General features: G+C 40.4%; 13 protein-coding genes and 1 tRNA gene. 10 read left to right on the top strand and 4 right to left on the bottom strand.

What is annotated here, in order from left to right; genetic code table 11:
- Window positions 1-22 precede the first annotated feature (22 nt).
- The 3 genes from E0485_RS23685 (at window position 23) to E0485_RS23675 (ending at window position 2747) form a co-directional block, all read left to right on the top strand.
- A tRNA-Phe gene (locus E0485_RS23685) sits at window positions 23-95 on the top strand.
- Between the two features lie 222 nt (window positions 96-317).
- Window positions 318-1325 carry a serine hydrolase domain-containing protein gene (locus E0485_RS23680; RefSeq protein WP_132420524.1) on the top strand — a complete coding sequence of 336 codons (1008 nt, stop codon included), beginning with the start codon at window positions 318-320 and terminating at the stop codon, window positions 1323-1325.
- Window positions 1326-1508: 183 nt separating this feature from the next.
- Entirely contained in the window at window positions 1509-2747 is a 1239-nt protein-coding gene (locus E0485_RS23675; RefSeq protein WP_132420523.1) for an MFS transporter, read from the top strand.
- Between the two features lie 519 nt (window positions 2748-3266).
- Here the strand turns inward: E0485_RS23675 and E0485_RS23670 are convergent.
- A complete protein-coding gene (locus E0485_RS23670) occupies window positions 3267-4058 on the bottom strand; it encodes a VOC family protein (protein WP_132420522.1) in 792 nt (263 codons plus the stop codon).
- Window positions 4059-4130: 72 nt separating this feature from the next.
- Window positions 4131-4901 (bottom strand): helix-turn-helix domain-containing protein, encoded by a 771-nt coding sequence (locus E0485_RS23665; RefSeq protein ID WP_132420521.1) that lies wholly within the window; start codon window positions 4899-4901, stop codon window positions 4131-4133.
- Between the two features lie 130 nt (window positions 4902-5031).
- On the opposite strand from E0485_RS23665, the gene E0485_RS23660 reads away from it, so the two are divergent.
- From E0485_RS23660 to E0485_RS23645, 4 genes are all read left to right on the top strand, one after another.
- Complete coding sequence (locus E0485_RS23660) at window positions 5032-5394, top strand: P-loop NTPase family protein (RefSeq protein WP_132420520.1); 363 nt, start codon at window positions 5032-5034, stop codon at window positions 5392-5394.
- 158 nt (window positions 5395-5552) lie between these two features.
- Window positions 5553-5870, top strand: coding sequence for a hypothetical protein (locus tag E0485_RS23655; RefSeq protein WP_132420519.1), 318 nt, complete (start codon window positions 5553-5555; stop codon window positions 5868-5870).
- A 309-nt stretch (window positions 5871-6179) separates the two neighbouring features.
- Window positions 6180-6551 (top strand): MerR family transcriptional regulator, encoded by a 372-nt coding sequence (locus tag E0485_RS23650; RefSeq protein ID WP_165921276.1) that lies wholly within the window; start codon window positions 6180-6182, stop codon window positions 6549-6551.
- A 5-nt stretch (window positions 6552-6556) separates the two neighbouring features.
- Window positions 6557-7447, top strand: coding sequence for a DUF2268 domain-containing protein (locus E0485_RS23645; RefSeq protein ID WP_132420517.1), 891 nt, complete (start codon window positions 6557-6559; stop codon window positions 7445-7447).
- Between the two features lie 174 nt (window positions 7448-7621).
- On the opposite strand, the gene E0485_RS23640 is transcribed toward E0485_RS23645, so the two are convergent.
- Window positions 7622-8386, bottom strand: coding sequence for an SDR family oxidoreductase (locus tag E0485_RS23640; protein ID WP_132420516.1), 765 nt, complete (start codon window positions 8384-8386; stop codon window positions 7622-7624).
- 314 nt (window positions 8387-8700) lie between these two features.
- Here E0485_RS23640 and E0485_RS23635 point away from each other — a divergent pair, with 314 nt between their 5' ends.
- From E0485_RS23635 to E0485_RS23630, 3 genes are read left to right on the top strand one after another with little or no spacing between them, the layout of a single operon-like run.
- Window positions 8701-9651 (top strand): RNA polymerase sigma factor, encoded by a 951-nt coding sequence (locus tag E0485_RS23635; protein WP_165921275.1) that lies wholly within the window; start codon window positions 8701-8703, stop codon window positions 9649-9651.
- 33 nt (window positions 9652-9684) lie between these two features.
- On the top strand, window positions 9685-9810 hold the full coding sequence (locus tag E0485_RS25750; protein WP_268957619.1) for a hypothetical protein: 126 nt from the start codon (window positions 9685-9687) through the stop codon (window positions 9808-9810).
- A gap of 18 nt (window positions 9811-9828) precedes the next feature.
- Window positions 9829-10083 carry a VOC family protein gene (locus tag E0485_RS23630; RefSeq protein ID WP_132419886.1) on the top strand — a complete coding sequence of 85 codons (255 nt, stop codon included), beginning with the start codon at window positions 9829-9831 and terminating at the stop codon, window positions 10081-10083.
- Between the two features lie 184 nt (window positions 10084-10267).
- Here E0485_RS23630 and E0485_RS23625 read toward each other — a convergent pair.
- The coding region (locus E0485_RS23625) for an SDR family oxidoreductase (RefSeq protein ID WP_132420514.1) at window positions 10268-10719 on the bottom strand (452 nt) is incomplete at its 5' end.

Below are 10719 nucleotides of genomic sequence, written 5' to 3'. Positions count from 1 at the left end.
AGTGATCATCCATCAAACATAAGGCTCGGTAGCTCAGTTGGTAGAGCATAGGACTGAAAATCCTAGTGTCGGCGGTTCGATTCCGTCCCGAGCCATCATCCAAGGGTCTCGGTTTCCTTAGTACAATTAATAGGCAGATTTGTTGAGTGAGTTTTAAAACAGATGATTATTAGGGACACGATAGTATAACGTGACAGCAACCGATCATGATGATCGGCTGCCGTTTTCTTAACTAACGGGCAGAATAGTGTAAAGATATGCTGCTGAATGGTACAATTAGGAAAGACATTGTTTTCTCGTGGGGGTGGGGGCTAAAAATGAATTTTGAAGTAGCAATTAAAGAAAATATCTTCGAAAGCATTAATCAATACATATTTGAAATAAAGAATCTGATCTCTGCATCGGCTGCATCTGTGTTGATTATTCAAAACGGCATCATTGTTAACGAATGGTATTCTGGATATCATGAGAACACAAAACATAGTCGGAAAGTTGATGTACAATCACAATTTAATATTGGATCGATCCGAAAGACATATTTAGGATTAGCTATAAGTCTTGCACTTTTCGAAGGAAGAATAAAAAGTCTCAACGATTCTGTTTCTGATTATTTAGATGATCTTGACGATGACGTGATAGCTGACACAACCATTCGTCATCTGTTAACCCACACACACGGTTTGTATAGCCCATTGAAGAGAATGTTTCCAGCAGGGACTGATTGGAAATATAATAACGCAGGCGTCAATCTTCTTATCAGAATTGTTCAAAAACTATTTGATCAACCTCTTGCTAAGGTCATTGATGAGAAAGTTCTAAGGCCATATGGCCTGTCTGAAACAGGATGGAGAAAAGAAAACAGTGAGAACCTCGTTTGGGTAAACGAATCCTACGCGGGAGAACAAGGAGGAGAAGCAAACCTCTTTGTTAGTACACGTGAACTGGGATTTTGGGGATATTTGCATCTTACCAAAGGGTATTATCAAGGGAATCAAATACTGCCCAAACCGATCATTGAAGAAGCAGTGAAAATCATTACTCCAGCAACACTTGACGAAACCTTACCCCGCAATGGATTCTTTTGGTGGGTGCAAGATTGGCCACGAAATTCGTCGGAACTGGGAGGACAACTTCCAAAGGGGTCTTTTCAATCCCTCGGAATATACGGAAATGCCCTGTTGGTCATTCCTAAATATAACGTAGTGGCAGTACGAATGTTAAATCAAACCGAGCGTAATCCCACAGGTTATGATTATTTAAGAGACATACAAACGTTCGGAAATATGGTTTCGGAATGTATTTTATCTCAAGAAGCATTAAACTAACGGAGAACGATAGTTCATGACAAGGGTACCAGTTCGATTGGCAGTCTTGTTGCGCTAACAGGCAGTTTAGCGTAACAGATGCTATAAATATATGGAACTATGATAATACTTAGGTTGGAAAAAGTAGAGGAGTGATTACTATATTTATAAGGTGGATAAATTGACAAAAGAGGTGAACCCCCGATGAAATTAAGGGAGCACAGAAGCTTTGTTCATTTTTGGATTGCATCGACAACTTCAAACTTTGGCACATATATTACTACCCTGGCTCTTCAGGTATTGGTGGTTAGTAATATGAGAGGCAGTGCTGTTGATGTTGGCTGGGTTTCAGCATCTAGATGGCTTCCGTACGTACTGTTGGGATTAATAGCGGGGGTTTTGGTTGATCGTTTTCACCGAAAGACTGTACTGGTGGTAACAGATATGGGGCGCGGCATTATACTTACCTTCATTTGCTTAATGTCTATCACAGGAGTAATCAGTATTGGCTGGCTAATGGTCCTGCTGGTTCTCTTTGGTGCTATGTCTCTTTTTAATGATGCTGCCTACCAGTCCTTTGTGCCACAATTAGTCCCACGTTCTTTATTAACACGAGCAAATGCACGGTTAGAACAAAGCGCAGCTGTTGCGGAAACGAGCGGGCCAGCCATTGGAGGTGGACTTGTCTTATGGATCGGTGCACCATTTGCCCTTCTTTTTGATGCCGTATCGTATCTATTTTCAGGTATATTAATGGCATCGATTAAACACCAGCCCTCAAAAAAAGTGAAGGCTGATTCACTTGGTCAGCAAATCAAGGAAGGTCTGCAATGGGTCTACCAACACCAATACCTTCGTACACTCGCTTTAAACACTCATGCTTGGTTTCTCTTTCATAGCATGACGATGACGATCCTAATATCCTTTTTTTTGATGGAGCTTGGCTTCGATGCCTCGTACCTTGGGTATGTCCTTGCCGCTGCAGGTGTCGGTGCTGTCGCTGGAACCTCTCTATCTACTCGAGCGGGTGAGCGCTTTGGTGTCGGGCGTGCAATGGCTTTTTCTCGAATTCTCTATGGTCCAGCAGTTATCTTGATGGCTCTAGCTCCAGCAGCTAACAACTCCGACTCGCAGTACATAGCTCTCATTTTTGTGATTGTAGGGCAGCTCTTTTACGGCTTTGCCATGGGAATCGAGGGTCCTCTTGAAATGGGATATCGACAGTATGTCACGCCATCTCATCTGCAAGGTCGTATGAATGCAACACTGCGATCCATCAACCGTAGTGCAGTCGTTATCGGCGCTCCATTAGGAGGTACCCTCGCTGAAGGACTAGGTTTCATAAAGTCTTTATGGATTTCGATAGCTGGACTAACTTTATGCGGACTATGGTTCAGTCTTTCATCGATGCGAAAAGCTCAAATAGAAGATGACGAAATCTAAAAATGCATTAAAATAATAAGAATATGACTGACTAATTTATAAAAATATAAAGTATTGGTTAATAAAAGCCGAAAAATTCATAACTTGTTATTTTGGGCTTTTGATTTTTCCAACAACAATAAACCTCATTTACTTATGGTACGGTTCACCGTGAATTATCCTACAAATTATCGCATAGATTAGCTTATTTACAGTTCTCTCGATGCTCCGATAACCCATTCTTTAATCGTAGTGGAGTGCGAAAGCAAGTACCTGCTGATGCTGAGTCAATAATTCTTTGGGATGGTATATCAGAGATCGGCGAAATTGCAGAAATCGACAAGAAACTCATTGAATACCCGTAATTAATCATTCAACTAACAGGACACGTTAGTTGAATAATATCTGAACGAGGCTGTCGATACGAATCGGCAGCCTCGTTGCGGAAGAATACTTTTTTCAACTGCGGAGAACCTTATCACAAAATGAATTCTAAGCTATTTTATCGTTTATAACTGTAAGGACCCTATCATTTGCTTTTTAGTAAGCAATCGCATGTAGTTGATTACCGTTCGGGTCAGTGAAATCAAACCATCTCATGAAATCATCGTGTTTTCCAGTAATCTCTGTTACTTCAATACAGTTGGATTTAAAAATTGCATGTGTTTGTTCAAGCTGAGTTTTACCTGCAAGTTGAAAAAATGGACGAATAGCGGTTATTGAAGTTTCTTTAGAGCTGCGAAGGTCTATGGATTCTTTGCCCTTTGAAAAAAAGATTGGGAACTCAACCTTTTCATCTTCGGGCATTCTCATCATATAATAATGCTCTGAACTAGAGTGCTCCACTGGAATCATTCCCAAAAACTCAGAATACCATTGTCTAGCTGCAGATAAGTCCGACACCATTATATGTAGGAAGTAGGAGTGGAACATATGCTTACTTTTTTCTTGAGAGAGGGGTAATGCAGGCAGAGACGTTGCGGTTAGCCTTGTGCCTTGAAGGTCGAAGAAATCGAAAGCATTGGAACACCAAGGTGTTTGATGAATTTCTGTTGTATGAATACCCGCACGATCTAGATAAAGCTTCGTTTCCTGTAAATTGTAGACAGTCAGACAAACTCTGACTTCTCCTTCTGGCAATGTGATGTCATCCGGGTAATGTGCTAGCAGGGTCATCGCCTGCTTGGACGGGAATTGAAGAAGCGTTAGTTTTTCACCCGGCGAATCCCAACCAATGTTTAGCCCCAAATGGTTTACATACCAGTCGATATTAGTTTGCCGGATTCCATCTTTAACCCATAAGGTCAAAAAATCGAATTTTGTAAAATGCATGTTTTCACCGAACCTTTTCTACTGGAATATTTATATCTGGACTTTATCATAAATCTTCAAGTAACTTGAAGTTCAAGTTTTTTTTGCAACAGGGACGTAAAGCATGAGACTCTCCTGATTGCCCGCAATATATTTATCAAAATGTTCTCCGGTCGGTACGAAACCAAACTTTCGTAGTATAGATAAAATACGGTAGCAAACGTAGGTTTCACCATATTTATATTCAAGTGTCGCAAATAACGCGTAAGGAATCTCTCGAATCGTATACCCCCTTGATTGCTTAGGAATTTTACGAACATCATTCGAGCGTATCTGGAAACCTATCTCTCCAATTATTTCGCTTTCGTTTACACGTAAGGTACGTACGAAACCATAATCAAGCACTTTTACACCAAATGATAGCAATTTCTGCTTCTGCTTTAGGGTGGCTTCCATAAAAGGCAAGGGACCTTGGTCGGGAACGGCAACCGTATACCAAATCATAAAAAGTTCCTTCTCAAAACTTACAAGATGAAGTTCGTTTTGCTCGTGGTTGAATCCTTGGAGAAATTGATTAGCTACCTGCACGCACAAAAGCTTTACTTCTGATTCATGACGCCACCGCATCATCATATTTTCCCGTTCTTCTGGATCAGCTTTCATAAAGGTTGCGATATCGGAGAGACTTATCTGCGCTTGACGCAGGCTATGAATCAATCGGGCTTGGCTGACTTGATCTTGACTGTATTTTCGATGACCTCTCTCAAGACGCGAGTTCGGGAACAATAAGCCTTTTGTTTCATAAAACCGTAAAGCACTTGGGGAAATGCCAGTTCTTTCAGAGAACTGTTTTATGGATAACATGGAAAATCAACCCTCTTATACAGATCTTTACAACTATAATAACACATGCATATTCTACTGATATATTGAACAGGGCGATAATTTACTTAATATGTTTAAGGGGGAATCACAACCTTCATGGGAAGAACGATTGAATTTAACATGGGAAAACATCCTTGCTTTAACAAGGAATTTTATTATTAATGACTTAAATGTAGTTATTGATTTTGTAGTTGAGGATGAACTTGATTGGTTTTGTAAACATATATCCGATTTGAATGTAGAATTAAGATATATAATATTACGAGCAGATAAAGATAAATTAATAGAACGTCTAGAGAGGAGGGGGGATATCGAATCATTAGAACGCTCTTTGTTTTTACTGAATAAAATGGAAACTTCTCCATCAAATAATCAATTTATTTATGACACCACTTTAAAGCAACCAAATGAGATAGCACAAGATGTCATCGATGGCACTGGATATAATGTGTTTATTGATACCAATCGCTGAACTAACGGGACACGGTAGTGCAATATGCAACGGCAAAGGCAGCGATCACTTAGATCAGCTGCCTTTCTCAACTAACGGGCAGGATAGTGGAATAAGATATATAAGAGTACCGAATTGGTGTAATAGAAAGAAGAGTCTTCGAATGGGGGTTATAATTCTTGAAACAAAATCACAAGAAAATTGGGTTAGGTTCGATTTCATTATTGCTATTTATATTTGGAATATTATTTTCCATTTCATTTGGTAATCGAGAGTCCTTTGGAGATAATATATTAAGATTTTTAGGGTTGAATCCTTGGTCAAACGGTGACACAGGATTGCATTATACAATATTTTATTCACTTGTTTTCTATATACCAGCATTGATTCTGGGTTATAAATTCAAAAATGACTTAGGTGCAAAATTAGGTAAAACCTTATCTCTGATTACGAATATCTTATTATCAACAATGATATTGTTTTTTATTGTAGTTTAGCTCATTTAATAATGAGAAAATAAATCAAATAGATGTAGAGGTTTATAAGTCTAATTCAACAGAAAATGTAAGTTAATCAACAAACAGAGAACGATAGTTCAAATAACCAGGACGCAGACCACTACGGGCATTTGCTCCCTTTTGCATTGAAGTAACGGGCAGGCTAATTAACCGTATACCGAAAATGCATCCGTATTTAAAACTAAAAGATCAAAATTGTAATGTTCATGCTAACGTTATTAACTGTAATCACCTTGACCCTAACGCCGCGTCATGCTTTATCCTGTTGAGTCAGGAGGTGACATTAAAATGCAGACGGTAGGGACGGTATCAAATTATACCGGTATTACAGAAAGAACTATTCAATATTACGATATATTAAAGATTCTTCCTCTACACCGGCATAATGGTATTCGAATACTATTTGAAAAAGATTTAAATGCCCTGCTTAAAATAATGATCCTAAAGATGTTGAATACCAAAGTAACGACGATAAAGAAAACCAATCCAGCGGAACTGGATTTCAACGAAATTCTCACTAGCCTTGAACAACTAGGACATCATTTAAATGAGGTTATGATTTGTCTTGAAAAATTGCAAGGGGAAAAATCGGAAGAAGGATTATTAACTGCGTTAAGAATAGTGAACGAATTTATTAATTTATATGTAAATAAGAGGTGAGAGTAATGAATCTGCACATCGAAAATACGCTGCAGCATTATGAAAAGCTGTTTACAATGGTTGAATCAAAAAGAGAAAACTTTTTTCGTTATACGATGATGAGACCTTTTGAGCGTATGTGGAATATCATCAATGTCCCTATAGTGGCCACACAACCAGGTGGATATGATGTAATTATGGCCACGAAAATGTTGGGTTTTCTGGATGGAAAAGAGACGAGTATAGGACAAGCAGGTTTAGAGAAATTAAAGCAAATTGATATTAACCATATCGCGGAGAAAACGATCCTACATTGTATTAACGTAATGGCAAAGGCGGGGTTAGAGGTAAAGGCGGATACACTACACTTTGGTGCATACCTAGCAGACCCTCAAAAACTCGCTTATACAAAAGGGTACACAGGTTTTGGGGGGATACCAGGATATATTCAGCTTATTATTTACCCAGATGGTTATAACATACCTAAAATCCCGTCTATTATTGCACATGAATTCCATCATAATGTTCGGTTTTCATATTTTGATTGGGATCATGGCAATGTGACAGTAGGTGATTACATTATCATAGAAGGACTGGCCGAATCCTTTGCAAGCGCCCTCTATGGTGAGGAGATGTCGGGTCCTTGGGTTAACTTCGATGAAGAAGATTTAATGTACTCAATTGAGGTTATTCGCCAAGCGTTAGATATTAAAGGGTTTGCAGAAGTTAGCAGCTATATGTTTGGTGACGATATCGCAAAAGAACAGGGATATCATCCAGTAGGACTTTCTTATGCTGCTGGGTACGCAGTTGGCTACCACACAGTTCAAGAGTTTTTGAAAAAAACTGGCGCTACGATTTATGAAGCTACGCGCTTGTCGTCAGCAGAGATCATTAAAGACAGCAAAGTGTTTTGAATATTTGTTCAGGCCAAGGGATTAAGCTAACGGAACACGTTTGCTCAAATAAGACACAACGGCAGCCGACCAGGAGATCGGCTGTCGTTTTCATTAAACTAAAGGGTAGCATAGCGGAGTAAATTAACGGGTTCAAAAGCCTAGCTTTTCAGCCAGGTTTCTGAACCCGTTAATTTACAAATGAGATCCACCGCTTGCATCAATCAATTGACCTGTTACCCAACGGCTGTCCGATGAGGCAAGAAAGGCGGCAATATCCGCCACATCTTCAGGCTCCCCCCACCTGTTGAAGGTTGAAAGACCGGCGGCAAACTTCTGTCCATTGGGGTCTTGCAACGTCCCGGCATTCATTTCTGTATTAATAATGCCAGGCTGGATGGCGTTCACCGTAATATTACGACTTCCAAGTTGCTGAGCCAAGACATGCGTAAGTGTGTCGACTGCACCCTTCGACATGCTGTAGGCGAAAACACTAGGGGAGGCAACGCGTGTAACAAATGATGAGATATTGATAATGCGGCCTCCATCTTTCAGACGCGGCAAAGCTTGCTGGGTAACAAAAAGCGGCGCTTTGACATTAATGTTCATGACTTCGCCAAAAGATTCTTCCGTCGCCTCTTCTATGGTTACAATTTGACCGATTCCAGCATTATTCACAAGAATATCAAACCGATTATCGCCTGTATGTTCCCGAAGGGCTTTATCCAATTTCGCATATAAATCGCGAATGCCGTTAAGGGCTTTTAAGTCAGCGCCTAGCGTGAATGCGGAACCCCCACTTTGTTGAATCTTATGGACTACTTCCTCTGCTTCATTTTGTCTTTTTCCATAGTGCACTGCGACTAATGCGCCATCCTGTGCCAGACGTAACGCAATGCCACGACCGATCCCCCGGCTTGCACCGGTTACTAAAGCGATTTTACCTTTCAACTTGCTCACGCCCTCATCTCCTTGTTTGGGATTCATGTTTAGTTATATCACAAGGTGATGTTTGAAATGTTGCTCTTTCATTCGGAATTTATGTTTGTCGTCAATGAGCCTGCGGAAACTAAACTAATGGGAAACGATAACTCATTGAAAAAGCTGGCACGTGAGCTTAATGCTACGCTAAGAAGGTATTAATGGGACTACACAGAATATTTAGTTATCCATAAATTAGTTAAACACACTAATTAAAATTTATTTCTATACGACCGTATGATTTTCAACATTCTACACGTCTTACATAAGGAACACAGGAGGGGATGGCTGTCATGTCCGAATCATACGATCCGATTGTTGAAGAGACTCGAGCATTACATAAGAAATTTGAGGAGTTGATCGAACCGTATCGCCCATCTCTTTGGAGATATTGCCGTTATTTAACGGGTTCTCCCTGGGATGGAGAGGATCTATTTCAAGAGACGTTGTTAAAAGCTTTCGCAACAATGGCCCAGATCTGGCACCCACTCGCATTAAAATCCTACTTGTTCCGAATTGCTACAAATACGAGAATTGACGGACTTAGGAAGCAAAAAATTTCAATGGATACGTATGCAGAGCTGGACTCCAACGATTTTCCCGAAGAAACGGTTGATCCATTGCAAATGATTGAGGCACTTGAAGTATTGATCGAGTATCTTCCGCATAGGCAAATCGCTGTTTTCCTGCTCATGGAAGTATACGGCTTTACCGCTTCCGACGTAGCCGGAATGGTACGAATGACCGAAGGTTCTGTCTATGCAGCTCTTAACCGCGCGAGGGCCAATATTCGCAAGCATCGCAACATATTACCGGATCAAATTCATCCAGAAAAAACAGAACCAAACACGTTGCTGCTCGATACCTTACTTCAGGCATTGAGAAACGGCGATGTGGACAGTATCCTTGGAATGTTTGAGGAAAGTATTCATAATGATGCTAATCCCGGATTCCAGGAATATTCGAAGAGAGAATTGCTTAATGGTTCTTTCAAACACAGAGGACCGGTTCTGCATGTTTCGTTGGAGCTTTTGTGGGGTCGAAAAGTATTCGTAGTATTGGCTGAAACCGAGCTAGGTCTTGCTCTTCACGATATTCGTGAATTTGATTTTGAAAGCAATAGGATTGTGTATCATCGAGGTTATTATTTTTGTAGGGAGCTGTTGCTCGAAGCAGGGAAAACACTTGGAGTACCAGTGCAACTGAAGAAAGCTCCAAACCTGGATTGGCGCGAGAAAAGATAATTTTATAAGCACATAACAAGGAGGAAGGTCACAATGATTAGATCTGTAGAAAGTAAGAATCCCATTCGGAGTCAGATCAGTTCCATCATTCTTTGGTCCAGAAATCTGGAAAAGTCGGCAGAGCAATACAGCAGGCTGTTTAACCTCTCGAGCGAGTAGCAGGATCGTTTCGGTCACATGCATATCCTGCATCTGCCGAACGGAACGGACGTTATGATCGATTCCAACGGAATGGACAATGTTCCAATTCCAGATAAAGCGCCACCGCTTTGCTTTGTGCCCGCTGATGATATAGATGAAGCGGCAGCTTTAATAGAAAGTTTGGGATTCCAAATCATTTATGGTGGGATCATCCGGAATGAGTTTGTATCTTTCTTCAACATGCGTGATGATGACTTCAATGTGATTACAGTATGCCAAAACCATAAATGAAGATTGGAACGATTACGGCGAAAAACTTAATATTGAGCTACAGTAGTTGATTATTTAATTACCTAAAAATGACCGAACGAGAATATTCTTGCTCGGTCATTTTGTGATCACCTCCCCTTCAAAGAAGGGACTGAAGGAAAGACTTCACTATTGGGTTACCATGCTATTCAATTTATAATTACAATTAGGTAAGCAAAATACCCCCATCAACAGAAATAACAGTTCCCGTAGAATATTTATTATTCATAAGATACAAAGCTGCTTCAGCGATATCTTGGGGTTCTCCCATTCGCTTTACAGGCAATGTTCTCGTTAGGTGATCTATGACAGCTGTTCGTTTCTCACCAAAAAAAGTATCGAGTAAAGGCGTATCGATCGCACCTGCGCTGATGGTGTTGACTCGAATAGGAGAAAGTTCAACAGCTAATGTTCTACCTAAAGATTCTACAGCTGCACCCGATGCTGCCGCGACAGCACCCCCAGGAGAAGGCTTCCAAGTGGAAGTTCCCGACATAAAAGTAATTGATCCTCCATCGTTCATCTTTGGCACAGCATGTTTGGCGGCAAAATACGAGCCCCAGAACCTGCTGTCTAATGTAGATTTCAGATCTGCACTGTCTGTATCTAGAATAGCAC

Origin of the sequence: Paenibacillus albiflavus (assembly GCF_004344915.1) — a bacterium.
Taxonomy (GTDB): Bacteria; Bacillota; Bacilli; order Paenibacillales; family NBRC-103111; genus Paenibacillus_AM; species Paenibacillus_AM albiflavus.
The sequence above is the reverse complement of the archived record's forward strand: the minus strand, read 5'-3'. Positions and strand labels throughout refer to the sequence as shown.

What these genes read in the sequence shown, in the direction of transcription:
- E0485_RS23670 (WP_132420522.1), bottom strand. Translation starts at nt 4,058, where the DNA reads ATGCATTTTACAAAATTCGATTTTTTGACCTTATGGGTTAAAGATGGA.
- E0485_RS23650 (WP_165921276.1), top strand. Translation starts at nt 6,180, where the DNA reads ATGCAGACGGTAGGGACGGTATCAAATTATACCGGTATTACAGAAAGA.
- E0485_RS23630 (WP_132419886.1), top strand. Translation starts at nt 9,829, where the DNA reads ATGCATATCCTGCATCTGCCGAACGGAACGGACGTTATGATCGATTCC.
- E0485_RS23645 (WP_132420517.1), top strand. Translation starts at nt 6,557, where the DNA reads ATGAATCTGCACATCGAAAATACGCTGCAGCATTATGAAAAGCTGTTT.
- E0485_RS23680 (WP_132420524.1), top strand. Translation starts at nt 318, where the DNA reads ATGAATTTTGAAGTAGCAATTAAAGAAAATATCTTCGAAAGCATTAAT.
- E0485_RS23665 (WP_132420521.1), bottom strand. Translation starts at nt 4,901, where the DNA reads ATGTTATCCATAAAACAGTTCTCTGAAAGAACTGGCATTTCCCCAAGT.
- E0485_RS23635 (WP_165921275.1), top strand. Translation starts at nt 8,701, where the DNA reads ATGTCCGAATCATACGATCCGATTGTTGAAGAGACTCGAGCATTACAT.
- E0485_RS25750 (WP_268957619.1), top strand. Translation starts at nt 9,685, where the DNA reads ATGATTAGATCTGTAGAAAGTAAGAATCCCATTCGGAGTCAGATCAGT.
- E0485_RS23675 (WP_132420523.1), top strand. Translation starts at nt 1,509, where the DNA reads ATGAAATTAAGGGAGCACAGAAGCTTTGTTCATTTTTGGATTGCATCG.